The organism is Lutimaribacter degradans (genome assembly GCF_023703375.1).
GTDB classification, from domain to species: domain Bacteria; phylum Pseudomonadota; class Alphaproteobacteria; order Rhodobacterales; family Rhodobacteraceae; genus Lutimaribacter; species Lutimaribacter degradans.
The window spans coordinates 213,317-236,693 of the sequence record NZ_JAMQGO010000002.1; the positions used below are offsets into that span (position 1 = coordinate 213,317).

Here is a 23,377-nt window from a genome sequence, read left to right on the forward strand (position 1 = left end):
TGCCCGACATCAGATACAAGATCGGAAAGGACGATTCATGCCCACGCCCAATGACGCCGCGCTGGAATTTCTGCTGACGCGCCGCTCGCGCCCCGCGAAAACGCTGACCCTGCCGGTACCCGACCGCGCCGCGCTGTTGCCCTTGCTGACCGCGGCCGCCCGCACGCCCGACCACGGCAAGCTTGAACCCTGGCGCATGATCGTGCTGGAGCGCCCCGCGCTGGAACGGCTGGCAACCCTTGCGCGCCAACGCGCCGCCGAGCTGGGGCACGCTGCCGAACAAGCCGACAAGGGCGCCAGCCAGTTCGAACAGGGTAACCTGGCCGTGGCCGTGATCGAGGTGCAGAAACCGAGTGAAAAGATCCCCGCCATCGAGCAGACCTATTCCGCCGGCGCCGCGTGCCTCGGACTGCTTAACGCCGCGCTGGCAGCAGGTTGGGGAGCGAACTGGTTGTCGGGCTGGCCAAGCCACGACCGTGCTTTCGTTGAAACCGGGCTGGACCTGGCCGAGAACGAGCGCGTCGTGGGCTTCGTCCATATCGGCACCGAACGCAATGCGCCGCCCGAACGGCCGCGCCCCGACCTGGAGCAGATCGTCACATGGATATCGGACTGATCCTTTCGGCCTTTCAGCGCACGCTGGGCCAGGTGCATGACCGCCGCTTCCTGCGCGTGCTGCTGATCGGCGTGGGGCTGACGCTGGCGCTGCTGGTGGCGGCCTATGCGGGTATTCTGTGGCTTTTGCAGGTGCTGTTGGGCCCCGAGGCGACCCTGCCGCTGATCGGCACGGTGACGTGGCTGGATGACCTTGTCGGCTGGTCAAGCCTGCTGTTGATGCTGATCCTGTCGGTGTTCCTGATGATCCCGGTGGCCTCGGCCATTACCTCGATGTTCCTCGAAGACGTGGCCGACGCGGTCGAGGACCGCCATTTCCCCCACCTGCCCGATGTGCAGCCCGTCCCCTTCTGGGACGCATTGCGCGACACGGTGAATTTCCTCGGCCTGCTGATCGCGGCCAATACGCTGGCCCTGATCGTCTATGCCTTCGTGTTCTGGATACCCTTCGCGCCGCTCGTGCTATTCTGGGGCTTGAACGGGTTCTTGTTGGGGCGCGAGTATTTTACCCTTGCCGCCATGCGCCGCGAGGGCCGCACCGCCGCGCGCGCATTGGCCAAACGCCACCGCATGACGATCTGGGCGGCGGGCATACTGATGGCCATTCCTCTGACCATTCCTATCATGAACCTGCTGATCCCCATCCTGGGCGCGGCGACCTTTACCCATATCTACCACGGCCTGAAATCGGCCTGATCGCGGCATGTTTCTTCCGCCAAGCCGCGAAACGTGGGCCCCTGTTTCGCGTGGCTGTCGGCGGGATGGCCAGAAACAGGGGCAGGCATCGGTTTTTCAGTTTCGGTTTACCCTGCAAGGGTAAGCTTTTGTCGCGTCACACCAGCGTTTTGGCCTGCAAGGTATCAATCGGGCGTGGCCACCGGCGGCATCAGCCCGCGCCAGTCCAGATCGCGCACGGTGATCGTGCCGGTTATGATGATCGTGGCGATGATCGCCCACAAAACTGCGGCGACCAGCGTGGTGATCCACGCCTTTTTCTTGAGGTTGTGCACCTCGGGGCTACTGGAATGGGTGCCCGGCACAACATTGCCCACGTCTCCCTGCGTCTTCAGCCGGATCGGAATGGCGACGAGAAAGGTCATGAACCACAGCACCGCGTAAAGAACTATGCCCGATGTAACCCCCATCAGACCTGCTCCAGTTCCGTCAGGGTGCCGTTCATATCCTTCGGATGCAGGAACAGAACCGGCTTGCCATGGGCGCCGATCTTGGGCTCGCCGTCCCCCAGTACGCGCAGCCCGGCCTCTTTCAGCTTGTCGCGCGCGGCAAGGATATCCTCAACCTCGTAGCAGACATGGTGAATGCCGCCCGCCGGGTTCTTTTCAAGAAATCCCGCGATGGGCGAGCCCTCTCCCAGCGGATACAGCAGCTCGATCTTGGTGTTGGGCAGTTCGATAAACACCACCGTCACGCCATGGTCGGGCTCGTCCTGGGGGGCTCCAACCTTGGCACCCAGCGCATCACGGTATTGCGCCGATGCCGCCTCGAGGTCGGGCACGGCAATGGCGACATGGTTCAAACGTCCGATCATGGGGCCTCCTTTGGCGTCGTGTTCGCGTTTCACCCGTTATGGGCGCGCCGAGGCGCAAGGGCAAGCGACAGGGCGCCGCAACGCGGGCATTAACCATGCGTTAGCCAAGTCACGGCATGGTGAGTCGCACCGACGCTGCTTTCCAGGGGACAATCATGATGGATGAACGCGAATTCCTGCTCGCCACGCCCAAACCCACCACGCACCGGCCGCTTCTTGGGCTGACCATCCTGGTGGTCGAGGACAGCCTGTTCGCCTGCAAGGCGCTGCGCCTGATGTGCATCCGCTCGGGTGCGCGGTTGCGACGCGCCGACAGCCTGCGCGCGGCCAGGCGCCATCTTCGGGTCTACCGCCCCTCGGCGGTTATCGTGGACCTGGGCCTGCCCGATGGGCCGGGGACAGAGTTGATCAACGACCTGAACAAGGCCCGTCCGCGCGTGGGTGTGCTGCTGGCCACCAGCGGCGATGAAATGGCACCCGCCACCGCCGCCGCGGCGGGCGCCGATGGCTTTCTGGCCAAGCCGCTGGTGTCGCTTGCCGCTTTCCAGGATGCGATCTTGTCACGCCTGCCCGCCGATCGCCAACCTGCGGGTCCGCGCCTGGTGCGTGACGAGGTGATTGTGCCGGACCAGGTCGCGCTGCATGATGACATGTCCCATGCCGCCGAATTGTTGGGCAAGGACATCGATGACGACACGCTGGATTACACGCTGCAATTCCTGTCGGGCGTCGCGCTCAGCGCGGATGACACGCCGTTGATGCAGGCCAGCCAAAGACTGGCCAACGCGCGGGCCCAGGGTCATTCCACGGATCACGGGCTTGCCCAGCTGGCCGGTCTTTTGCAAGACCGGCTCGATCGGCGTGTCGCGATCTGACCGGGCCCGCGCCCTTGCGCAGCCCTAACGCGATGTCAGCGCCGGGTCGCTGCTGACACGGACAAGGCGGGTCAGATCGGACAGGCGTTCGCGCTGCTGGCCTTGCGCGTCGAAATTACCCGGCGCCAGCCAGACATTGAACGCCTCTTTCAACGCCGGCCAATCGGCATCGGTGGCCGCGAACCAGGCCGTATCGCGATTGCGCCCCTTGACGATCATGTGCTGGCGAAACACGCCTTCGTAACTCAGCCCAAGCCGCTGCGCCGCCCGGCGCGATGGCAGGTTGCCGGCGTCGCATTTCCATTCGAACCGGCGATAGCCCCTGTCAAAGGCCCATTGCATCATAAGGAAAAACGCCTCGGTCGCGGCGCGGCTGCGGCTCAATGCCGGCGACAGGGTGATATAGCCCAGTTCGATCACGCCCATCTCGGGCGTGATGCGCATGAAGGAGGCAACACCGCCGCACACGCCGCTGTCGCGCGACTGGATCACGTAAAAGAACGGATCATCCTGCCCGGCATGTTCGCGCGCCCAGCGATGGTACTGCGCGGCCGAGGCAAAAGGCCCCGCGGCCATGTATGTCCACAGGTCATCATGCCCGGCGAATTCCCGGTACAACAGCGCCGCGTGGCGGTCGGCATCAAGCGGCTCCAACCGGGCAAACCGACCCTCCAGCACGGCCCCGTCCGGCCGCGACGGTGCCGCCCAATCGGCCAATGGGTTGCTTGACTTGGTCATTGCTGTCTCCGTCCCCTCATCCCGGCACAGGCGAGAGTGGCACGAAGCGGCAGCAGGGAAAAGCCCTCAGAGTATCAGGCCCGGATCATCGCCCATCTCCAGCCCGGGGAAGATCACGTTTTCGATCAGCGCCCTGTCAAAGCCGTAGAGCCCGCGCATGATCCAACCAGCATGGGCGCGCACATCGCGCGTGGGCATCAGGTCACGCCCCTGGTACAAATCGGCCCGCCCCAGCCCCGGCCAATCGCCAAGAACCTGCCCGCCGCGCAACGCACCGCCCGCCAGGAGCATCGCCCCCCCGGTGCCATGGTCCGTCCCGCGTGAACCGTTGGCCCGCGCCGTGCGGCCGAACTCGGTCATCGCGACAACGGCCGTCTTTTGCCAGGCCACGCCCATTTCGGCGCGCAGTGTCAGGATGGTGTCCGACAGGCGCCGCAGCGCGCGCGGCAACGTCACGTCCTGGCGCAGATGCGTATCGAACCCACCCAAGGAGAACGCCGCGATCCTCGCATCCTTGCGCAGCTTCTCGGCGGCAAATCGCGCGATGGCATTGTGCGGCTGTCGCGCGCGCTTTCCCTCGGGGGCGTCCATCTCGGCCATGCCGCCCATGTCGGGGGCTATCATGCCTTGCTCTTCGGCCAGTTCATCGGCGCCCGACAGCATCAGCGCTTCCGTCAGGGCATCATGGAACAGCGGGTCATCGGCCATCATGCGCCGCGCCAGCAACTCGGCCTGCGGGCTGATCGACAAACCCACGTCGGGGGTCCAGTTGGCAACCGGCGCGCCCCCCTTGGTCAGAAGCATTTCGTCATGGCCCAACGCATAGGCGGTTTCGGCCTCTATCCCAGGAACCTGTTGCAACATCCGGTTCAGCCAGCCATCTCGCATCCCCCGCCCGGTCAGGTCGGGTGTGCCCGCCTCGAGCATGTCCTGCCCGTCGAAATGGCTGCGCTTGTCGCGGTAAGGCGTCGAAACCGCGTGCACGAAGGAGAGCTCGCCCGCGCGCCAAAGCGGCATCAGTTCTCCCAGCCCCGGATGCAGCGCGAAGAACCCGTTGAGGTCATGCGCACCTGCCGCGGTGCCGCCCGGCAGCGACCCGCGCAACGCCGCAAAGGCCGGGTCGCCCACCGGCTGCACCACGTCCAGCCCATCCATCGCGCCGCGCAGGATGATCACGACCAGCCGGTTGGGCCAGGGCGCTGCGGCAAAACTGACCGGCGTGACCAGCGGGCTGGCCGCCAGCGAACAGCCCAGCGCAAGACTGCGGCCCATGAAGGATCGGCGGTTCATCGCGGCATGGCGCATGGCACTATTTCCTTTGAAAAGCGGGCGAGGACAGGATCAGCCCCACACCTTCGCGCCGGTTCTCGGCGGCGTGGGCGGCAAACATCACCGGCTCGGGCGCGCGGGCGCCCAGCGCGTGGTGAACAAAATCGCGCGGATCGGGCAGGTCGCGCTGCAACCGCGCTGGCATGGTCATGGCCCAGCCCATCCGCGCCGCCAGCCCCTGCGGCGTGATCCAGGCGCTGTCATCCTCGGGCCAGCCATCGGGGCCAGCCGGGCTTTCCCAGCGCTGGCCCATCACGACCAGCGGACGATGCAGAAGGGGCCGCAGCTCGTTTTCCTTCAGACCGTCGAACCGGCCCGGCGGCACGGCCAGCGCGCGAGCCGCAGATGTCATGAACTCCCACGGTTGCTTGACGTTGTGCAAATCGGGCGCCCATGCGGCGGGGTGGCGCAGCAATGCCTCGGTGACGGCCAGCAAATCTCCGTCCGTATCCAGGAACCGCACGGTCAGATGCGCAACAAGATCGGGATCGGGGCGGTCGGCCACGAAATGCACAGCCAGTTTTTCGGCCACATGCGCCGCCGTGGACGGATGCACGGCCAGATCATCGAGCACCGCGAAAATGTCGGCCACGTTGGGCTTGTCGCTGCCATAAAGCTGGCCAAGCACCCGTTCGGCCCCCGGTTCCGCAAAATCCTTGCGAAACTTGAAACCGGCCCGCGCGTCAAAATACAGGCCGGTGAACAGTTCCGCCAATTCGCGCACATCGGCCTGCGAATAGGGGCCATCCACCCCAAGCGTGTGCAGTTCCAGCACCTCGCGGGCAAGGTTCTCGTTCAGGCCGGCGCCGCCCTGTTTTTTCTGCGCGCGCTTGCTGTTCGGCCCCATCGAGCGCTGTTGATCGAGATAGTGCAGCATGACCGGGCTGGTGATGGCCGCGCGCAGCAGGTCGGCGAAACGGCCCGTCACATGCGGGCGAATGGCCTCTTCGACATGGGGGGTGGCGGCGCGCTTTATCGTACCCTGCTTGCCCACGGCGGTGAAATGATCGGCCCAGAACCAGGTCAGCCGTTCGCGCAGGCCATCCGACGTCCAGGCACGGCGCAAAAGCCGCTGCGCCGTCCACCGGGCCTGCGCGATGCGGGCGTTTTTCTTTTCCACCTGCTGTGCCTTGCGGGCAATCTTGGCCTCGGGGGTGCCCCGCATGGTACGGCGCGTTTTCAGATACTCGGCCGAGCGCTTCATCCGCTCGCGGAACTGCGTCAAATCCTCGACCGGAAAGCGCAGGGCTATTTCATCGGGGCCGGTCAGGCGCGCCAGCATGTCAGGCACCGAGGCCGGCGGCGCAACAACAGGGCTGAGCCCGCAGCCAAAGCGCATTTCGGCCAGTTCAGGGTCAAACATCGGCACACTCCCACGCAACGTGGAGTGACAATAGCAAACGCGCCACCGTTTGAAACGATGGCGCGTGGCCCGTGCCGATCACATCGGCGCTATTTCGCGCAGTCACTCCTGCGGGATCACCCGCAGGCTCAACTCCATCAACTGGTCGCTTGCCGGCTCGGACGGGGCGCCCATCATCAGGTCTTCGGCGCGCTGGTTCATCGGGAACATGATCACCTCTCGGATGTTCTGCTCTTCTGCCAGCAGCATCACGATACGGTCGATGCCCGCCGCGCAGCCACCGTGGGGCGGTGCGCCGAACTGGAAGGCGTTGACCAGGCCGCCAAACCGCTTGCGCACCTCGTCCTCACCATAGCCTGCCAGTTCGAACGCCTTGATCATGATGTCCAGCTTGTGGTTGCGGATCGCGCCCGAAACCAGCTCGTACCCGTTGCAAGCCAGATCATATTGATAGCCCAGCACCTGCAGCGGGTCGCCCGACAGCGCGTCGATACCCCCTTGCGGCATGGAAAACGGGTTGTGGCTGAAATCGATGTTGCCGGTTTCCTCGTCGGCCTCGTACATCGGGAAATCGACGATCCAGCAGAATGCGAACCTGTCCTTGTCGGTCAGGTTCAGCTCTTCGCCGATCACGTCGCGCGCCTTGCCGGCGACGCGTTCGAACTGCGCAGGCTTGCCACCCAGGAAAAACGCGGCGTCGCCCTTGCCCAGGCCCAGCTGCTGGCGGATCGCCTCGGTGCGCTCGGGGCCGATATTCTTGGCCAGCGGTCCAGCCGCTTCCATGCCGTTCTCGCCCTCACGCCAGAAGATGTAGCCCATGCCCGGCAGGCCCTCTTTCTGGGCAAAGCTGTTCATGCGATCACAGAACTTGCGGCTGCCGCCGCCGGGCGCGGGAATGGCGCGAATTTCCGTCCCGTCCTGCTCCAGAAGCTTGGCGAAGATGGCAAAGCCGCTGCCCCGGAAATGCTCCGAGCAATCGGCCATCTTGATCGGGTTGCGCAGGTCGGGCTTGTCGGTGCCGTACCACAGCGCCGCGTCACGGTAAGAGATCTGCGGCCAATGCTTGTCGACCTTCTTGCCACCGCCGAATTCCTCGAACACGCCCTCGATCACCGGCTGGATCGTGTCGAACACGTCTTGTTGTTCAACGAACGACATCTCCATGTCCAACTGGTAGAAATCGGTGGGGCTGCGGTCGGCGCGGGGGTCTTCGTCGCGAAAGCAGGGCGCAACCTGGAAATACTTGTCGAAGCCCGAAACCATGATCAGCTGCTTGAACAGCTGCGGCGCCTGCGGCAGCGCGTAGAACTTGCCCGGATGCAGGCGCGAGGGCACCAGGAAATCGCGCGCGCCCTCGGGCGAACTGGCGGTGATGATCGGCGTCTGGTATTCGCGAAAACCCTGCCCCCACATGCGTTTGCGAATGCTGGCCACCACGTCCGAGCGCAAGGTCATGTTGCGCTGCATCTCTTCGCGGCGCAGGTCGAGATACCGATAGCGCAGGCGCGTTTCCTCGGGATACTCCTGGTCGCCGAAGACCATAAGCGGCAATTCGTTCGCGGCGCCCAGAACCTCCATGTCGCGGATATATACCTCGATCTCGCCGGTGGGGATCTTGGCGTTGATCAGCTCGGGCGCGCGGGCCTTTACCGCGCCGTCGATGCGCACGCACCATTCGCTGCGCAGTTTTTCCACCTGGGCGAAAACCGGGCTGTCGGGGTCACACAGAACCTGCGTCATGCCGAAATGGTCGCGCAGGTCGATGAACAAGACGCCGCCATGGTCGCGCACACGGTGCACCCAGCCCGACAGGCGCACGGTTTCGCCCACGTTTTCCTTGGTCAGATCGGCGCAAGTATGGCTGCGATAGGCGTGCATGATAGCTGTTCCCTCAGGGTGTTTCGCGGTTCGGGCCGATACACCGCGCTTGCGCCCGGAAGTCAAGGTCGCGTGCTGGTTTTGCAGGCTTCTGCCCGCGCAAAACCCCCAGCAGACCGCGTGATTCTTTACAGATCGCGATTCTGCGGTAGGCTATACGGGTCGAGCACCACCGCACACGCGCCCCGCCATGGCGGGCATCATGCGGCAAATGGCAGGTTTCTACCGTATCGAGATGGCGCCGGATGGCGCCGGAACTGGAGGGGTGAAACATGTGGACACAAGGCTTGGATCGGCTGTTGTCGCATCTGGTTCGACACGGCGAGTTGAGCGTTACCTATCCCGATGGCACGACGCGCGTTTACGGCAGCGGCACGCCACGCGCGGCGGTAACCTTGCACGCGGCCAACCTGCCGCGGCGCCTGGTTCTGACGCCGCATATGGCCATGGGCGAGGCTTACATGGATGGTGAACTGACCATCGAAGACGACGGCCTGCGCAGCTTCATCGACCTGATCACGCGCAACGCGGCCCAGAACGGCCTGCCGGGGTTTCACAAACCTGTCGCGGCGCTGCGCAGGTTGGGGCGCCGGCTGGCGCAGTTCAACCCGGCCGCGCGCGCCCAACGCAACGTGGCGCATCATTATGACCTGTCTGGCGAACTTTATGATCTGTTCCTGGATGACGACAGGCAGTATTCCTGCGCCTATTTCGCCCGTCCCGACATGACCCTGGACGAGGCTCAGGAGGCCAAGAAACAGCATATCGCGCGGAAACTGCGGATCGAACCGGGAATGCGCGTGCTGGATATTGGCTGTGGCTGGGGCGGAATGGGCCTGACGCTGGCACGCGATTTCGGCGCGCATGTTACGGGCGTGACCCTGTCGCGCGAACAACACGCGATGGCCAATGCCCGCGCCGCCGAGGCCGGTCTGACCGACCGCGCACAATTCCACCTGATGGATTACCGCGATATCACCGGCCCCTTCGACAGGATCGTGTCGGTGGGCATGTTCGAACATGTGGGCGTGCCGCACTACCACGAGTATTTTTCCAAGGTACATGATCTGCTGTCACCTGACGGCATCGCGCTGATCCACACCATCGGGCGCACAACGCCACCCGGCGCGACCAGCCCCTGGATCACCAAGTACATCTTTCCGGGCGGCTATTGCCCCGCCCTGTCGGAAACGGTGGCCGCGATCGAGCCCACGGGGCTGGGCGCCACCGATATAGAGGTGTGGCGCCTGCATTACGCCGAAACGCTGAAGGAATGGCACGCCCGTTTCGTCGCGAACGAGAAAAAGGCACGCGCGCTGTATGACGAGCGGTTCTGCCGGATGTGGCGGTTCTACCTGCTGGCAAGCGAGTTCACATTTCGAAACGCCGGGCAGGTCGTGTTCCAGTTGCAGTTGACCAAGGCGCAGGATGCGGTGCCGCTGACGCGCGATTACCTTTATCCCGCGCCGTCACCCGAGAAACGGCCCCTGGCCGCGGAATAGATCAGGGCGCCGGGCAGCCGCGAATATCGACCGCCGGCGCGGTGCCCAGCACCGTCAACCGCAGGCCCGAGCGGTCCAGCGCGAAGGGGCCACCATCAATGTGAACCAAGTCGCTGGTGGCCACCAGCGTCCCGTTGTCATGGTGCATTTCGGGCTCGGACACCCAGATTTGCGGATCGGCGGTTTCCACGACCAGCGCCGTCGCCTGCCCCGCGCGGCGCAGTGTCACCCGCGTCGTCACGCGCAACCCGTTTTCGGTGGGTGTCACCGCGCAACTGACCCCGCGCACCCCGCCCTCGGCGGCGGGCACCGGCACATCGGCCATGGAAGCCACGATACGCGGATCGGGGTGCCCGCCCGCAGGCAGCGATGCCTGCACCGAAAGATCGGCGGGCACGCAGATGTCGTCGCATATCCCGATCTGGATCTGCGCGTTCAGGGTCATGTCCCCGCCCGCATCGCGCGGCGTGATCTTCAGTGGCAGCACCAATTCACGCTTGTAGCCGATCGACCGCATCCCGTTTTGCGAAAAAACGATCGGCGTGGGCCAGACGGGCTGCACGCCACCCATGTTGCGTGATCCGCTCCAATCGAAAAGCGGCGGGATGCCGGCATCGCCCGGCGCGCGCCAATAGGTCTTCCATCCATCGGCCAGAACCAGCCGCAAGGCCGCCACGTGTACACCATCAGGCCGCCGCCAGCCCGGCAGCAGCTCGGCGCTTACCATCTGCTCATAGGGGTTGGCGCGCGCAACGGGTGCGGGCAGGGCGAGGGCGATGGCCACGATCAGCAAGCTCAGGACATTTTTCATATCATACAGTTGCGCCAAACCGCGGTGAAATCCAAGTCACATCCCGGCGAGAGTTGCGCGAGCACCGCCCGCCCCTTGCGCGGCGCCCCGCCCCGCTTCATGCTGGACGCAGGCCAACCGCGCCCCCATATGACCGGAATGACGCAGATGAGCGACACACTCGACCTTACAGGCAAGCTTTTGATCGCCATGCCGGGCATGGGCGACCCAAGATTCGTCAAATCTCTGGTTTTCGTTTGCGCCCATTCCGATGACGGCGCCATGGGGCTGGTCATCAACAAACCCACCGGCGACATCATGCTCGACCACCTGCTGGAACAACTGGAAATCGAAATGACACCGGACGTTTCCAACCCGCCGGTCTATTTCGGTGGCCCGGTCGAAACCGGGCGGGGGTTCGTGTTGCACGGCGCCGATTTCACCTCGGCGCTGAACACGTTGCAGATCGACGGTGGTTTCGGGCTGACCGCAACGCTGGACGTGCTGGAAGAGATGGGCCGCGGCACCGGGCCAACGCAGGCATTGGTGGCACTGGGCTATGCCGGCTGGGGGCCCGGCCAGTTGGAAAGTGAACTGGCCGAAAACGGCTGGCTGACCTGTGACGCCTCGCGTCGGATCGTGTTCGAAACAGCCGATGCGGCCAAGTGGGAGGCCGCGCTGAATTCCATAGGTGTGGGCGCGCTGACGCTCTCGGCCGATTCCGGGCGCGCCTGACCGGGCAAACATCCAGGCCCCGCGCACCTTTCCCCCCGTTGCCCCGCACCCGCAGCGCGCCTATAACGGGCACGGGCCAGCCAAGGGACAAACGCGCATGAGCTTTCGCCAAAAGCACCTGCTGGGGATCGAGCCCCTGCACCCGACCGAGATCACCGCCATCCTGGATCTCGCCGACAGGTATGTCGAGCTGAACCGGCAGGCCAACAAACATGCCGACGCCCTGACGGGGCTGACGCAGATCAACATGTTCTTTGAAAACTCCACACGCACGCAGGCCAGTTTCGAACTGGCGGGCAAACGTCTGGGGGCAGACGTGATGAACATGGCGATGCAGGCCAGTTCGCTCAAGAAGGGCGAAACGCTGATCGACACAGCGCTGACGCTGAACGCGATGCACCCCGACCTTCTTGTGGTACGTCACCCCCATTCGGGCGCGGTGGACCTTTTGGCGCAAAAGGTGAACTGCGCGGTACTGAACGCCGGCGACGGGCGGCACGAACACCCCACGCAGGCCCTGCTTGACGCATTGACAATCCGGCGTGCCAAGGGCCGTTTGCACAGGTTGAACATCGCCATTTGCGGCGACATCGCCCATAGCCGCGTTGCACGTTCGAACATCATCCTGCTGGGCAAGATGGAAAACCGCGTGCGCCTTGTGGGGCCGCCCACCCTTATGCCCACCGGAATCGCGGATTTCGGGGTCGAAGTTTACGACGACATGCGCGAAGGGCTGCGCGATGTCGACGTGGTGATGATGCTGCGCCTTCAGAAAGAGCGGATGGATGGCGGGTTCATCCCCTCGGAACGAGAGTATTTCCATCGCTTCGGACTGGACGCCGAGAAACTGTCATTTGCCAAGGACGATGCCATCGTGATGCATCCCGGCCCGATGAACCGCGGCGTCGAGATCGACGGCACCATCGCCGATGACATCAACCGCAGCGTCATCCAGGAACAGGTGGAAATGGGGGTCGCCGTGCGCATGGCCGCGATGGATTTGCTCGCGCGCAACCTGCGCGCGGCGCGCGAGGCGGACCAGGGGGTCATGGCGTGACCGACCGCATGAAGATCAGCGCGACCGAGGCCGGTCTGGTGCGCGTTTTCGCCATCGACCTGCCGGCCGATGCCGTCGCCGAGTTCACCGACCCCGACGCCCCCGATATCGCCGCAATCCGCGATGCGCTGGGGGCCGAGGTGCTGTCACCCGATCATGTCGATTTCTTGCGCGTGACCGAGCTGGGCGAGTTGGGCCTCGATGGCTACCTGGTTGACGGCCTGGGCGTCGCCCAGGACGAGATCGCCGCCGACCGCGCCCGCCTGCGCGCGCTGCGCGGCTACGTTCTGGTGCTGCCATCGCGCGCCTTTGCCGGTACCGCGCAAGAGCTGTCACCCCGCACCCCGCTTCGCTGGATCGGCACCTATGCCGAGCCTGGCCCCCAGAACAATTTCACCCCGCTGACATCCGCTGCCGCCCAGGGCGCCCCCATGCCCGCGCGGCCCAGCGACGCGGCCATGTCGGGGCGCGTGGCGGCCATCGCGCTGCTGGTGATGTTCCTTCTGGTCGCACTCGTGGTCTGGATCGCGGCATGAGTGATTACGCCAACACGCCCAAAACCGCGCTTACCGAGGACGAGGCAGTTCTGGCCAGCTTCGCGCCGGACCGTGGCACCTATATCCGCGATCACGCATGGTTGGCGGCGGTGGCAATGGCGGTGGGGATGGGGCTGCTTTGGGCGATCGGCAACCCGCATGTCTGGACGGGCGCGGTGGGCGGGCTTGCAGCGGTGGCCTTTCGTGCCTGGTTCGTCGCCTCGGATGAGCTGGCCACGCGCTGGGATCTGACCGACCGCCGCTTGCTGGGCCCTGGCACCCGCGCCGTGCCACTGAACCGGATCAAGGCGATCAACACCCTTGGCAGCGCGGTGCAGATCGTGACCCAGGGCGGCGACAAGCACATGCTGAAATACCAGCACGACCGCGACGCGACCCGCGCGCGCATCGCGGCTGCACTGGCCGGGCGGCGCGATGGCTGACCCGGTGGCCGATATTCTGGACCCGGGCGAAACCCTGCGTGCCACCTTTCGCCCGTCCTTTCGCATCTACCTGCAACGCGAGCTGTTCGTGGTCGTCCTGACCGCCGTGGCCTTTGCGCCGCTGGTGCTCTATCTGGACGAGCCGCGCGCCTGGGTCATCCTGCCGCTGGTGATGCTGGTCGATCTTTTCGTCTTCGACAACCTGGGCGACTGGCGGCGCAACCGCACGCTCAACTGGGTGCTTACCGACAAGCGCCTGCTGCAGGTCGACACCCAAGACCCGCTTGGCCTGCGCGCCTTGCCAATCGCCGAGATCGCACGGCTGCGCCGCCTGATGTGGTGGCGTCTTTTCGTGGTGGGGGAAGAACGCGAAATCATCGAAATCGCCTATGTTCGCGGCCTGCCCGCCCTGCGTCACGACCTTGCACGACTGCGCGAGGGCACGGCATGAACGCCCCCGACCCCTGGCTGGGCATCCTCGAGCCCGATGAAATCATCCTGTGGCAGGGCCGGCCCGACGCCCGGATCGACTGGCGGGCACTCTCGGCACGACGGGCGACGGTGGGCGCGGTGACAACACTCGTGGCGGCGCTCTGGATCGGCCTGGCCGGCAACGTGCTTGCCCCTGTCAATCGACCGCTTGCCGACGTGCTTTTGGCGGGGGCCGGGTTTGCCTTGCTGGCTGTGGGCCTGTTCAACCTGTTCGGCCACGTCCTGTGGGATGCCTACCGGCGCGCACGCACCTGGTACACGCTCAGCGACAGGCGCGCCTTCATCGCCACGAAGCTGCCTTTTCTAGGCAAGCAGCTGCACAGCTACCCGATCACGAGCGACACGCTGCTTACCTTCGATGATTGCGAACCCGCCTCGATCGGCTTTGCTTTCAAACCCGTTCCGCTAAAGCGCAACACGCGCCTGCGGATGTTGGGCTTTGAACGCATCCACGATGGCCGCAGCGTCTATGCCTTGCTGCGCGGCGTACAGGGGCGGGTCGCATGCGACCGATCACAAGGCCAAACGTAGTCGCGCCCCTCAGGCAGCGGTCATTTCGTATTAGACAAGCTTGTTCACTCAATGTGCTCATGCAGGAAATAAACCTTCTCTTGCCAAATTTTGGCCAGATTCTGGAGCCTACTCTGAATTGCAGGCAGCATAACGAGGCAAAAACCATGACCGAGATTACCGCGCAGAGCGCTTTGCTGGCGCCCCCGAAAAAGCACTTCCACCAGGTCCAAAGCTGATCGTGGACGTCGCTCGCCAACACGGACTCAGCCCATTTCGCCAGTTGTTCGAGATGATGAGGACTCGCTATGGGAAACAGAGCCTCCGCTTCAACGAATATTACACCCACAGAGTGTATGACCCGATCCACAGTTCCACACAAAAGCGCGCCTTTGTCGGTCTTCGCGGAAATCTCAAACTAAACAAACGGTTATCGCCACACGACCTGACCAGTTCGATGCGGGAGTTCCTGACAAAAAAGCCTTTCACTGAGGCATTGATTTCTAAGCTGGGATTTCCCACGACAGAGACACAAGCAATTTTGTCATGCAATGCAAGTTATGGGAGCATTCCATCTCTCCGTACGGCGGCAGAGATCGAAACCTTCCTTTCAGAAAAGGCACGCTATCCGATCTTCGTCAAACCTGAGGCAGGCTCCGGTAGCGTCGGATCTGCGCTGGTAGAACAGTTTGATCGCTCCACGGGTGAACTTCAATTGCTGAACGGCAGCAAAATCACGGTTCGCAAATTCTCCGAGGAAATCTTTGAAGACTATGCAGCCGGTTTTCTGATTCAATCGGCAATTCAACAACACCCTGCCCTGTATAATGTCACTGGATCTGCTGTTGGCACCATCCGCGTGGTCACAGTTTTGCGCGATGAAGAACCCGAAATTCTTTACACGCTGTGGAAGATCCCTTCGCCCACTGCGATGTCAGACAATTACTGGCAAGATGGCAGCATGCTGGCCGAGCTAGACCGGAAAACGGGTCAGATCATTCAATGCCGCAAGGGAACGGGGCCATGCCTGGAACAGCCTGAAACTCACCCTGAGAGCGGCAAGGTGTTCCGTCAGGTCGAAATCCCCCATTGGGACGAGGTTCGGGACATGACCACCAGATGCCATGCGCTTTTCCCTCACTTTGGTGTCTTGGGCTGGGATGTCGCTATCACCGAAAGCGGTCCAATGATAGTCGAGTGTAACGTCAACCCGCATCACACGCTTTACCAATTGGCAACTGGCCGCGGCATACTGAACGACGAATTCCTGCCCATCTTCGACGCTGTCGCGCAACGCGCTGAAACAATAATTGCAAAAAGAAAGAGTGATCAAAAGCAACGCCAGAAAAAGCTTCAGTAAGTGTATTGGACAAGCGGCGTGCAGTAGCCGTGCGGCCCGCGGCATTGGTGCCGTCTTTCGAAAACCCCTGTCCCCCACAGAGGAACAAGAATGGCGGCGGCACTGACCGCCCCCCCCTTGCCCCCGCGCGCGCAAGCGTGTTTACCGTGATCCGCGTGCCAGGAAGGACAGGCCCATGACCGCGACGCTTTTTACCAACGCCCGCATCATCGACCCGCAGGCCGGCGACGTGACCCACGGTGCGCTTCTGGTGCGCGACGGCAAGATCGTCGGGCATGGCGCCGAACTGGCCATCCCCGATGGTGCCAAGGTGATTGATTGCGGCGGGCACTACCTGGCCCCCGGGATCGTCGACCTGGGCGTCAAGGTGTGCGAACCGGGCGAACGGCACAAGGAATCGTTCCGCTCGGCCGGGTTGGCGGCGGCGGCGGGCGGCGTGACAACCATGATCACCCGCCCCGATACCGACCCCGCCATCGACAACCCCGAAACGCTGGAATTCGTCGCCCGCCGCGCGTCCGAGGCCGCGCCCGTACGCGTTTTGCCGATGGCGGCACTGACCAAGGGGCGGCAAGGGCGCGAGATGACCGAGATCGGTTTCCTGCTCGATGCCGGGGCCGTGGCTTTTACCGATTGCGACAACGTCACCTCTGATACCAAGGTGCTGACACGCGCGCTCAGCTATGCGCACAGCCTTGGCGCGCTGGTACAACTGCATCCGCAGGAACCCGGCCTGTCGAAAGGCGCCGCCGCGACGAGCGGCAAATTCGCCTCGCTGCGCGGGTTGCCCGCCGTTTCGGCCATGGCCGAACGGATGGGGATAGACCGCGATATCGCCCTGATCGAGATGACGGGCGCGCGCGTGCACTTCGACCAGATCACCACCGCCCGCGCCCTGCCCGCGCTGGAACGTGCCAAGCGCAACGGGCTGGACGTGACCGCCGGAACCTCGATCCACCACCTGACGCTGAACGAGCTGGACGTTGCCGATTATCGCACCTTCTACAAGGTCAAGCCGCCGCTGCGTTCGGAAGACGACCGTCTTGCCACGGTCGATGCGCTGCGCGCGGGGCTGATCGACATTCTCAGTTCGATGCACACGCCGCAGGACGAGGAATCAAAACGCCTTCCCTTCGAAGAGGCCGCCAGCGGGGCCGTCGCCCTGCAAACCCTGCTGCCCGCCGCGCTGCGCCTGTATCATTCGGGCGACCTGACCTTGCCGCACCTGTTCCGCGCGATGGCGTTGAACCCGGCCGACCGGCTGGGCCTGCCGCAGGGCCGGTTGACCGCCGGCGCGCCCGCCGACCTAATCGTGTTCGACGCGAACGCGCCCTTTGTGCTGGACCGCTTCACGCTGTTGTCGAAATCGAAGAACACGCCCTTTGACGGGGCCCGCCTGCAAGGGCGGCTGCGCGCCACCTATGTGGGCGGCCAGCTTGTGCATGGAGAGACCGCCTGATGCCCGCGTTGGAAACCGCCCTGCCGTTGCTGCTTTCATGGGGCGTGATCGGTTACCTGCTGGGCTCGATCCCCTTTGGCATGGTAATCGCGCGGGCGATGGGGCTGGGAAACCTGCGCCAGATCGGCTCGGGCAATATCGGCGCGACCAACGTTCTGCGCACCGGCAACAAGGCGGCGGCGGCGGCAACGCTGTTGCTTGACGGGGCCAAGGGCGCGGTGGCGGTGCTGCTGGCCCGTGCGCTGGCGGCGGAGGATGCCGCGCAATTGGCCGGGGTGATGGCCTTTATTGGCCACGTCTACCCCGTCTGGCTGGGCTTTCGCGGTGGCAAGGGCGTGGCAACATTCCTGGGGCTGGTATTGGCGCTGGCCTGGCCCGTGGGGCTGGCACTATGCGCCACGTGGCTGGTCGCCGCGGTGCTTGGGCGTATTTCGTCGCTTGCGGCCCTGGCGGCGGCGGCAAGCTCGACCTTCTGGCTTACCCTGCTGGGCCATGGCCATGCGTTTTTCCTTGGTGTCGCGGTGACGCTTCTGGTGTTCTGGACCCACCGCACCAACATCGCCCGCCTGCGCGCCGGGACCGAGCCGAAGATAGGCCAGAAATAGGCCGCCCACTGCGCGGCGGGCCGAGACAGGGAACGCCGCGCGCATGTGGCACCGAACGCACCGGAACGGCCGCTTGATCCGGCGTTGCCAGCCGTATCAAGCGCCTGCATCACTCACCGAGGGCCACGCCCTCGCGCCGCGTGTCGGCCCCGCCGCGCAGGCCATCCGGCCCGATGGAGATCGCGTGCAGGCCCGAGTTCAATCCGCCGATGGCCACCTCGTATCCCAAGGCGCGCAACGGCCCGGCCAATGCCTCGGCTTCGGTCCCTTCCTCAAGGTCAAACGTGCCGAACCGGTTTACCAAATGCGGCAGGTCAACCGCCTGCTGCACGTCCAGCCCCCAGTCGACGAAGGCAATGATCGTCTTGGCGACAAAACCGATGATGCGACTGCCGCCGGGGCTGCCCACCACCAGAACGGGCTTGCCGTCGCGCAGAACGATTGTCGGCGCCATGGACGAGCGCGGCCGCTTGCCCGGCGCCACCGCGTTGGCCACGGGCCGCCCGTCACGATGCGAGCGGAACGAGAAATCCGTCAACTCGTTGTTCAACAGAAAGCCCCGCACCATCACCCGGCTGCCAAAGCCATTCTCGATCGTCGTGGTCATGCTGAGCGCATTTCCGTACGTGTCGGAAATCGAGATATGCGAAGTTGCCGGCTGCGCCATGTCTGCCCCCGGCCCATATTTCCAGGCATGGTCGAATTCCGGTGCGCCCGGCGCCACCTCGGGCAGCGCGTCATCGCCTGTCAACAGCGCCCCGCGACGCGCAAGGTAATCGGCGGCGATCAACCCCTTGACCGGCACCGGCACGAAATCGCTGTCGGCCATGTAGAGGCCCCTGTCGGCAAAGGCCAGGCGGCTGGCATCGCCTATCAGGCGCCACGCCTCGGCGCTGTCGGGGCCGGGCAAGTCATGGCCGTTGAGCATTCCCAGGATCTGCCCCACGGTCAGCCCGCCCGAGCTTGGCGGGCCCATTCCGCATACCTGCGTGTCGCGATATGGCACGCATACGGCCGCCCGCGAGCGCACCGCGTAAATGGCCAGGTCAAGCGCCGACAAGACACCGGGGTTTGCCGCCTCGCGCACGGCCCGCACGATATCTGCGGCGATCTCGCCGTGATACATCACTTCGGCACCTTCCGTGGCGATCCGACGCAGAACATCGGCGTAATCCCGGTTTTGCAGCCTGTCGCCTTCGGCAATCGGCGTGCCGCCGGGCAGGAAATAATCCGCTGTCACAGGGTGGCTGGCCAAACGCTCCGCATCGCGTGCCACTGATGCCGCCAGGCGTGGCGACACGGCAAACCCGCCCTCGGCAAGCGCAATCGCCTCGTCGAACAGGCTGCCCCAGTTGACCCCACCCCAGCGCCTGTGGGCGGTTTCCATCAAGGCAGGGGTGCCCGGCACGCCCACCGATCGCCCCCCGACCACGGCCTCGAAAAAGCCCAGAGGTTCACCGGCGTCATCCTGGAACAGCCGGGGCGTGGCCGCCAATGGCGCGGTTTCGCGCCCGTCCAGCGTGGTCACCTCGCCCGTCGCGCCATCGTACCATACCAAGAATGCCCCGCCGCCCAGGCCCGAGCTTTGCGGCTCGACCAACCCCAGAACCGCCTGCACTGCCACCATTGCATCGGCCGCCGTGCCGCCAGTGCGTAGAACCCGCGCGCCCGCCTCGGCCGCCAGCGGGTTGGCCACCGCCACCATCCACTCGCGCGCCTGCACGGGCTGGCCCGCGGCCTTGGCCGCCTGCGCGGCAGCCACCGCGTCGGATGTGACGACGACACCGGCACCGCCCGCCTCGGGGGCGACGCTATCTGCCGCCTCTTGCGCGCAGGCCATGCCGGCGGACAGGCCCAGAACCAAGGAAAGAATGACACCACGCATGACTCCCCCTTTCAACTCGCCCGGCAAATTGCCGCCGGTAATTTCACCGTGCCGCGACGCCCTGCCGGGTCACAGCATGGACGGCACCACCTGGTCGGGCGGGCGATGGCCGTCGGCGAAGGTCTTGATGTTTATCAAGACCTTTTCGCCCATCTCCAGCCGCCCCTCGCGGGTGGCGCTGCCCATATGCGGCAACAACACCACGTTGGGCATCTCGCGCAGGCGCGGGTTCATGTCGTGCCCCTGTTCGTAAACATCCAGCCCCGCCCCCGCGATTTCGCCGGCGCGCAGCCCGCGCGTCAGGGCGTTTTCGTCGATCACCTCGCCCCGGCTGGTATTCACGATCACCGCCTCTGGCTTGAGCAGCTTCAACCGTCGCGCGTTCATCAGGTGAAAGGTCGAAGGCGTGTGCGGGCAATTGATGCTGATCACGTCCATTCGTGCCACCATCTGGTCCAGGCTTTCCCAATAGGTCGCTTCATGCGCCTCTTCCACCTCGGCACGCAGGCGGTGCCGGTTGTGGTAATGGATCTGCATGCCAAAGGCCCGCGCGCGCCGTGCCACCGCCTGCCCGATCCGCCCCATCCCGAGAATGCCCAGGCGTTTGCCGCCGACACGCGCGCCCAACAGCGCCGTGGGCGACCAGCCTTCCCAATCGCCCGACTGAACCATCGCCAGCCCCTCGGGTATGCGCCGCGTCACCGCAAGGATCAGCGCCATGGTCATGTCGGCGGTGTCATCGGTCAGCACGCCGGGCGTGTTCGACACCAGGATTCCGCGCTGCCGGGCGGTCGACACGTCGATATGGTCGAACCCCGCGCCATAGTTCGCGATCAGCTTTAGCCGCGGACCGGCCTGGCCCAGCATGCCGGCATCGATGTGGTCGCCGATCGTCGGCACCAGGATATCGGTCTGCTGCATTGCCACGATCAGCTCATCCCGGGTCATCGGAGTGTCGTCATCGCGCAAGCGCACGTCGAAGAGCTCGGTCATGCGGGTTTCGACAGCGGCGGGCAAACGTCGCGTAACGACAACACTCAGACGATCAGATGGCATCGCACTCCTCCCAAAGGGTTTTCAATCTCGGGTCTTGGTGGCAGAGTGGCCGATGAATAGCCGGGGCACAAGAACCCGGGGGCAAAAACATCGGGCGATTGGAACAGGCACCATGACATCGTGGATCGGGCGTCTTTTGCTATGTGCGGGGCTTGTTCTGGCAGGCGTGGCGCAGGCGCAAGAGCGCGGACCGGTAACGAACCTGCCAATGCCGCGCTACGTGTCGATCCGCGCGGGCGAGGCCAATGTGCGGCGCGGCCCATCGCTGACGCATCGCATCGACTGGGTTTTTACGCAAAAGGACATGCCGGTTGAGATCACCGCCGAGCACGGTCACTGGCGTCGCGTGCGTGACCATGAAGGCGCCGGCGGCTGGGTGCATTACTCGTTGCTGTCTGGTGTGCGTACGGTGATCGTCGACCGAGACATGCTGCAAATGCGCACCCGGCCCGACCCGGCCAGCACGATCACCGCGCAGCTTGAACTGGGGGTGATCGCGCGACTGGGCGAATGTGTGCCGGATTGGTGCCGCCTGTCGGTCGCGGGATATCGCGGCTGGGCGCCCAAGGACGCGCTGTGGGGCGTCAAGCCGGACGAAATTCGCGATTAGAACAGGTCGCTCGGCCTTGGGGCCGTATCGAACGACCTGGACATGCAATTCCGGCAGGGCCAGGCGCGCAAAGTGCAACCGACGAAACGCGGCACGCCATTGTCATGGCCTATTTCGTCAGGATCAACTTTCCGGCGCGGGTGATGCGCAAGACGTAAACCTGGTCATCCAGCTTGATCTGGGCCAACCCGTCATTGCCGGTCAGATCGCGCGCGTCATGCTCGGGTATCCTGGTGGCGGGGGTGTTCTGGGAAAAATTCTGCCGCTCGATCATGCCCGGCTCTCCCTGTGTTCGATCCGGTCGAGTAGCGTTTCCAGTGCCAGTAGGTCGGGCACGAGGCTGTCATGCAGCAGGCTGACGATTTCGGCCCGGTCGGGGCCATTGGGCATGTGGCGCATCGGCGCCGGTGGGCTTTGACGGGTCATTCGCAACATTCCTGTTCACGCGTTTCACATTGCATATGTCGGCTGGCCCGCAGGTCTGGGGTGGCTTCGCAAATCATGACTGTTTTAGTCAGATTAGACAAGCCCCCAATTCCACTGCGCGGCGTGGCTGGGCATGGGGCGGGTTTTGTCTTAGCCTTCGCGAAGGTCTTTCATTTCGCTTAACGAGAATTTCCCATGATCATTCGTCTTGCGCTTGTCGCCTGCCTGTCGATCCTGCCGTTTGCCGCCCTGCATGCCCAATCTGCCAACCAGCAGCCCACCGGCACCATCGACGTGACCGACACCGCCGAGGATGACGCCGCCATCGCCGTGCGAATTCGCAACATCCTTTCTGAACTGGGGGGGTATGAAGACGTCACGGTTACCGTGTCATCGGGCATCGTCACGCTGCGCGGCACCACGCTGGAGGCCGTGCAAGCCGCACGCCTGAACGAACTGGCAAGCCGGGTTGATGGTGTCGTGGCGATCGAGAACGAAGTAAGCGAAACAACGGATGTCGCCCGCCGCCTCGACCCCGCGCTTGAGCGGTTCAAGAAACGCATGTGGCAATTGGTGAATTACACCCCGCTTCTGGCCGTGGCACTGCTGGCCTTCGCGCTTGTGCTTGCCTTGGGCATTATGATCGCCCGGATGCGGAACCTGTGGAATCGGCTGGCGCCGAACGCCTTCATCGCCGACATCTATCGCCAGATCATCCGGCTGACCTTTGCCATCGGCGGACTTGTCGTCGCGCTTGATATACTTGGCGCGACCGCGCTGCTTTCGACCATACTGGGCGCGGCCGGGATCATCGGCCTGGCCATCGGCTTTGCCGTCCGCGACACCGTTGAAAACTTCATCGCCTCGGTCATGCTGTCCATCCGGCAGCCTTTTCGCCCCAACGATGCCATCGAGATTGGCGGCGACGAGGGCAAGGTCATCCGCCTGACCAGCCGCGCGACCATCTTGCTCAGCTATGATGGCAACCATATACGCATTCCCAATTCGACCGTGTTCAAAAGCCGCATCGTCAATTTCACCCGCAACCCGGAACGGCGCTTCGTGTTCGACGTGGGCGTGGGATATGGCACTGACCTGGCCGCGGCGATCAAACTGGCCACCGACACGATGAATGCCCTGCCCTTCGTTCTGGACACGCCCGCCGTGGCAATCTGGACCGAGTCGCTGAACGGGTCGGACATCACGCTGCGCATGACCGCCTGGATCAACCAGGGCAACACGTCGCTCCTGGCCGCGCGTGGCGAGGCGATCCGCCAGATCCTGTCCGCGTTCGAGGCAGCGGAGATCGAAATGCCCGAACCCACCTATCGCCTGTTGACCCGCGATATCGCCACCACCGCGGTGCCCACCCAGGCTGGGCATGTGACCCCGGTGAACGATCCGAGCGAATCGCCCGATGTGCAGGCCAAGGCCGAACATCAACTGGAACGCATCGTCAAGGAAGAACGAGAGGTGGGCGGCGAAGAAGACTTGCTCAAGGAAGATGCCCCGCGCGAATAATCGACAAATTTTTCGCAAATCCGGTCTTGAACCCCCGGGCACA

The 23,377-nt window shown here is 64.2% G+C and carries 26 protein-coding genes; 15 read left to right on the forward strand and 11 right to left on the reverse strand.

Features of this window, described 5'->3' with window-relative positions; all coding sequences use genetic code 11:
• The first annotated feature begins 37 nt into the window (after positions 1-37).
• Positions 38-616: a nitroreductase family protein gene (locus tag M8744_RS05530; RefSeq protein ID WP_251410701.1), complete on the forward strand. Its 579-nt coding sequence runs from the start codon at positions 38-40 to the stop codon at positions 614-616.
• Positions 601-1,311 carry an EI24 domain-containing protein gene (locus tag M8744_RS05535; protein ID WP_251410704.1) on the forward strand — a complete coding sequence of 237 codons (711 nt, stop codon included), beginning with the start codon at positions 601-603 and terminating at the stop codon, positions 1,309-1,311. The genes M8744_RS05530 and M8744_RS05535 overlap by 16 nt, the downstream gene beginning before the upstream one ends.
• Positions 1,312-1,475: 164 nt before the next feature.
• Here M8744_RS05535 and M8744_RS05540 read toward each other — a convergent pair whose 3' ends face one another.
• Positions 1,476-1,760 (reverse strand): DUF1467 family protein, encoded by a 285-nt coding sequence (locus M8744_RS05540; RefSeq protein WP_251410707.1) that lies wholly within the window; start codon positions 1,758-1,760, stop codon positions 1,476-1,478.
• The gene (mce, locus tag M8744_RS05545; protein ID WP_251410709.1) at positions 1,760-2,164 is read right to left on the reverse strand and encodes a methylmalonyl-CoA epimerase; all 405 of its coding nucleotides are present in this window, start codon (positions 2,162-2,164) and stop codon (positions 1,760-1,762) included. The genes M8744_RS05540 and mce overlap by 1 nt, the downstream gene beginning before the upstream one ends.
• Before the next feature lie 158 nt (positions 2,165-2,322).
• Between mce and M8744_RS05550 the strand changes: the two genes are divergently transcribed.
• Positions 2,323-3,039 carry a response regulator gene (locus M8744_RS05550; protein WP_251411144.1) on the forward strand — a complete coding sequence of 239 codons (717 nt, stop codon included), beginning with the start codon at positions 2,323-2,325 and terminating at the stop codon, positions 3,037-3,039.
• Positions 3,040-3,063: 24 nt separating this feature from the next.
• Here the strand turns inward: M8744_RS05550 and M8744_RS05555 are convergent, their stop codons facing one another.
• The 4 genes from M8744_RS05555 to aspS form a co-directional block, all read right to left on the reverse strand.
• Complete coding sequence (locus M8744_RS05555) at positions 3,064-3,777, reverse strand: GNAT family N-acetyltransferase (RefSeq protein ID WP_251410712.1); 714 nt, start codon at positions 3,775-3,777, stop codon at positions 3,064-3,066.
• A 66-nt stretch (positions 3,778-3,843) separates the two neighbouring features.
• Positions 3,844-5,082 carry a DUF1501 domain-containing protein gene (locus M8744_RS05560; protein ID WP_251410715.1) on the reverse strand — a complete coding sequence of 413 codons (1,239 nt, stop codon included), beginning with the start codon at positions 5,080-5,082 and terminating at the stop codon, positions 3,844-3,846.
• Between the two features lie 4 nt (positions 5,083-5,086).
• Positions 5,087-6,469 carry a DUF1800 domain-containing protein gene (locus tag M8744_RS05565; RefSeq protein ID WP_251410718.1) on the reverse strand — a complete coding sequence of 461 codons (1,383 nt, stop codon included), beginning with the start codon at positions 6,467-6,469 and terminating at the stop codon, positions 5,087-5,089.
• A gap of 102 nt (positions 6,470-6,571) precedes the next feature.
• Positions 6,572-8,347, reverse strand: coding sequence for an aspartate--tRNA ligase (gene aspS / locus M8744_RS05570; protein WP_251410721.1), 1,776 nt, complete (start codon positions 8,345-8,347; stop codon positions 6,572-6,574).
• A 272-nt stretch (positions 8,348-8,619) separates the two neighbouring features.
• Between aspS and M8744_RS05575 the strand changes: the two genes are divergently transcribed.
• Positions 8,620-9,849, forward strand: a complete 1,230-nt coding sequence (locus M8744_RS05575; protein ID WP_251410725.1) for an SAM-dependent methyltransferase — start codon at positions 8,620-8,622, stop codon at positions 9,847-9,849.
• A gap of 1 nt (position 9,850) precedes the next feature.
• On the opposite strand, the gene M8744_RS05580 is transcribed toward M8744_RS05575, so the two are convergent.
• Positions 9,851-10,660, reverse strand: coding sequence for a protein-disulfide reductase DsbD domain-containing protein (locus M8744_RS05580; RefSeq protein ID WP_251410728.1), 810 nt, complete (start codon positions 10,658-10,660; stop codon positions 9,851-9,853).
• Between the two features lie 138 nt (positions 10,661-10,798).
• On the opposite strand from M8744_RS05580, the gene M8744_RS05585 reads away from it, so the two are divergent.
• From M8744_RS05585 to plsY, 9 genes are all read left to right on the forward strand, one after another.
• Positions 10,799-11,374 carry a YqgE/AlgH family protein gene (locus M8744_RS05585; RefSeq protein WP_434481347.1) on the forward strand — a complete coding sequence of 192 codons (576 nt, stop codon included), beginning with the start codon at positions 10,799-10,801 and terminating at the stop codon, positions 11,372-11,374.
• 97 nt (positions 11,375-11,471) lie between these two features.
• Positions 11,472-12,431, forward strand: a complete 960-nt coding sequence (locus tag M8744_RS05590) for an aspartate carbamoyltransferase catalytic subunit (RefSeq protein ID WP_251410735.1) — start codon at positions 11,472-11,474, stop codon at positions 12,429-12,431.
• Entirely contained in the window at positions 12,428-12,967 is a 540-nt protein-coding gene (locus tag M8744_RS05595; protein WP_251410738.1) for an aspartate carbamoyltransferase catalytic subunit, read from the forward strand. The genes M8744_RS05590 and M8744_RS05595 overlap by 4 nt, the downstream gene beginning before the upstream one ends.
• Complete coding sequence (locus M8744_RS05600; RefSeq protein WP_251410742.1) at positions 12,964-13,410, forward strand: hypothetical protein; 447 nt, start codon at positions 12,964-12,966, stop codon at positions 13,408-13,410. The genes M8744_RS05595 and M8744_RS05600 overlap by 4 nt, the downstream gene beginning before the upstream one ends.
• Complete coding sequence (locus tag M8744_RS05605) at positions 13,403-13,861, forward strand: hypothetical protein (RefSeq protein ID WP_251410745.1); 459 nt, start codon at positions 13,403-13,405, stop codon at positions 13,859-13,861. Before M8744_RS05600 ends, M8744_RS05605 begins: the two co-directional genes overlap by 8 nt.
• Positions 13,858-14,433: a hypothetical protein gene (locus M8744_RS05610; RefSeq protein WP_251410748.1), complete on the forward strand. Its 576-nt coding sequence runs from the start codon at positions 13,858-13,860 to the stop codon at positions 14,431-14,433. The genes M8744_RS05605 and M8744_RS05610 overlap by 4 nt, the downstream gene beginning before the upstream one ends.
• Before the next feature lie 271 nt (positions 14,434-14,704).
• Positions 14,705-15,772: a sugar-transfer associated ATP-grasp domain-containing protein gene (locus M8744_RS05615; protein WP_251411147.1), complete on the forward strand. Its 1,068-nt coding sequence runs from the start codon at positions 14,705-14,707 to the stop codon at positions 15,770-15,772.
• Positions 15,773-15,947: 175 nt separating this feature from the next.
• Positions 15,948-17,231, forward strand: a complete 1,284-nt coding sequence (gene pyrC, locus M8744_RS05620) for a dihydroorotase (RefSeq protein ID WP_251410751.1) — start codon at positions 15,948-15,950, stop codon at positions 17,229-17,231.
• Entirely contained in the window at positions 17,231-17,836 is a 606-nt protein-coding gene (plsY, locus tag M8744_RS05625) for a glycerol-3-phosphate 1-O-acyltransferase PlsY (RefSeq protein ID WP_251410754.1), read from the forward strand. Before pyrC ends, plsY begins: the two co-directional genes overlap by 1 nt.
• A 109-nt stretch (positions 17,837-17,945) precedes the next feature.
• Here the strand turns inward: plsY and ggt are convergent, their stop codons facing one another.
• Together ggt and M8744_RS05635 are read right to left on the reverse strand one after the other, a co-directional pair.
• Complete coding sequence (gene ggt / locus M8744_RS05630) at positions 17,946-19,721, reverse strand: gamma-glutamyltransferase (protein WP_251410758.1); 1,776 nt, start codon at positions 19,719-19,721, stop codon at positions 17,946-17,948.
• Positions 19,722-19,790: 69 nt separating this feature from the next.
• Complete coding sequence (locus tag M8744_RS05635) at positions 19,791-20,777, reverse strand: 2-hydroxyacid dehydrogenase (protein ID WP_251410761.1); 987 nt, start codon at positions 20,775-20,777, stop codon at positions 19,791-19,793.
• 112 nt (positions 20,778-20,889) lie between these two features.
• On the opposite strand from M8744_RS05635, the gene M8744_RS05640 reads away from it, so the two are divergent.
• On the forward strand, positions 20,890-21,387 hold the full coding sequence (locus M8744_RS05640; RefSeq protein ID WP_251410764.1) for an SH3 domain-containing protein: 498 nt from the start codon (positions 20,890-20,892) through the stop codon (positions 21,385-21,387).
• A gap of 109 nt (positions 21,388-21,496) precedes the next feature.
• Here the strand turns inward: M8744_RS05640 and hemP are convergent, their stop codons facing one another.
• Both hemP and M8744_RS05650 read right to left on the reverse strand, forming a co-directional pair.
• Complete coding sequence (hemP, locus tag M8744_RS05645; RefSeq protein WP_251410767.1) at positions 21,497-21,661, reverse strand: hemin uptake protein HemP; 165 nt, start codon at positions 21,659-21,661, stop codon at positions 21,497-21,499.
• Positions 21,658-21,813: a hypothetical protein gene (locus M8744_RS05650; protein ID WP_251410770.1), complete on the reverse strand. Its 156-nt coding sequence runs from the start codon at positions 21,811-21,813 to the stop codon at positions 21,658-21,660. The genes hemP and M8744_RS05650 overlap by 4 nt, the downstream gene beginning before the upstream one ends.
• 195 nt (positions 21,814-22,008) lie before the next feature.
• Between M8744_RS05650 and M8744_RS05655 the strand changes: the two genes are divergently transcribed.
• Positions 22,009-23,334 carry a mechanosensitive ion channel family protein gene (locus M8744_RS05655; protein WP_251410773.1) on the forward strand — a complete coding sequence of 442 codons (1,326 nt, stop codon included), beginning with the start codon at positions 22,009-22,011 and terminating at the stop codon, positions 23,332-23,334.
• Positions 23,335-23,377 lie beyond the last annotated feature (43 nt).

Excerpts from the sequence above, each read along its gene's own strand:
- M8744_RS05615 (WP_251411147.1), top strand. The coding sequence starts at position 14,705 with ATGATGAGGACTCGCTATGGGAAACAGAGCCTCCGCTTCAACGAATAT.
- M8744_RS05650 (WP_251410770.1), bottom strand. The coding sequence starts at position 21,813 with ATGACCCGTCAAAGCCCACCGGCGCCGATGCGCCACATGCCCAATGGC.
- M8744_RS05550 (WP_251411144.1), top strand. The coding sequence starts at position 2,323 with ATGGATGAACGCGAATTCCTGCTCGCCACGCCCAAACCCACCACGCAC.
- mce (WP_251410709.1), bottom strand. The coding sequence starts at position 2,164 with ATGATCGGACGTTTGAACCATGTCGCCATTGCCGTGCCCGACCTCGAG.
- M8744_RS05605 (WP_251410745.1), top strand. The coding sequence starts at position 13,403 with ATGGCTGACCCGGTGGCCGATATTCTGGACCCGGGCGAAACCCTGCGT.
- M8744_RS05635 (WP_251410761.1), bottom strand. The coding sequence starts at position 20,777 with ATGCCATCTGATCGTCTGAGTGTTGTCGTTACGCGACGTTTGCCCGCC.
- M8744_RS05530 (WP_251410701.1), top strand. The coding sequence starts at position 38 with ATGCCCACGCCCAATGACGCCGCGCTGGAATTTCTGCTGACGCGCCGC.
- M8744_RS05585 (WP_434481347.1), top strand. The coding sequence starts at position 10,799 with ATGACGCAGATGAGCGACACACTCGACCTTACAGGCAAGCTTTTGATC.
- M8744_RS05640 (WP_251410764.1), top strand. The coding sequence starts at position 20,890 with ATGACATCGTGGATCGGGCGTCTTTTGCTATGTGCGGGGCTTGTTCTG.
- M8744_RS05535 (WP_251410704.1), top strand. The coding sequence starts at position 601 with ATGGATATCGGACTGATCCTTTCGGCCTTTCAGCGCACGCTGGGCCAG.
- hemP (WP_251410767.1), bottom strand. The coding sequence starts at position 21,661 with ATGATCGAGCGGCAGAATTTTTCCCAGAACACCCCCGCCACCAGGATA.
- M8744_RS05590 (WP_251410735.1), top strand. The coding sequence starts at position 11,472 with ATGAGCTTTCGCCAAAAGCACCTGCTGGGGATCGAGCCCCTGCACCCG.
- plsY (WP_251410754.1), top strand. The coding sequence starts at position 17,231 with ATGCCCGCGTTGGAAACCGCCCTGCCGTTGCTGCTTTCATGGGGCGTG.
- aspS (WP_251410721.1), bottom strand. The coding sequence starts at position 8,347 with ATGCACGCCTATCGCAGCCATACTTGCGCCGATCTGACCAAGGAAAAC.
- M8744_RS05540 (WP_251410707.1), bottom strand. The coding sequence starts at position 1,760 with ATGGGGGTTACATCGGGCATAGTTCTTTACGCGGTGCTGTGGTTCATG.
- ggt (WP_251410758.1), bottom strand. The coding sequence starts at position 19,721 with ATGCGTGGTGTCATTCTTTCCTTGGTTCTGGGCCTGTCCGCCGGCATG.
- M8744_RS05555 (WP_251410712.1), bottom strand. The coding sequence starts at position 3,777 with ATGACCAAGTCAAGCAACCCATTGGCCGATTGGGCGGCACCGTCGCGG.
- M8744_RS05560 (WP_251410715.1), bottom strand. The coding sequence starts at position 5,082 with ATGCGCCATGCCGCGATGAACCGCCGATCCTTCATGGGCCGCAGTCTT.
- M8744_RS05655 (WP_251410773.1), top strand. The coding sequence starts at position 22,009 with ATGATCATTCGTCTTGCGCTTGTCGCCTGCCTGTCGATCCTGCCGTTT.
- pyrC (WP_251410751.1), top strand. The coding sequence starts at position 15,948 with ATGACCGCGACGCTTTTTACCAACGCCCGCATCATCGACCCGCAGGCC.
- M8744_RS05610 (WP_251410748.1), top strand. The coding sequence starts at position 13,858 with ATGAACGCCCCCGACCCCTGGCTGGGCATCCTCGAGCCCGATGAAATC.
- M8744_RS05575 (WP_251410725.1), top strand. The coding sequence starts at position 8,620 with ATGTGGACACAAGGCTTGGATCGGCTGTTGTCGCATCTGGTTCGACAC.
- M8744_RS05580 (WP_251410728.1), bottom strand. The coding sequence starts at position 10,660 with ATGAAAAATGTCCTGAGCTTGCTGATCGTGGCCATCGCCCTCGCCCTG.
- M8744_RS05600 (WP_251410742.1), top strand. The coding sequence starts at position 12,964 with ATGAGTGATTACGCCAACACGCCCAAAACCGCGCTTACCGAGGACGAG.
- M8744_RS05565 (WP_251410718.1), bottom strand. The coding sequence starts at position 6,469 with ATGTTTGACCCTGAACTGGCCGAAATGCGCTTTGGCTGCGGGCTCAGC.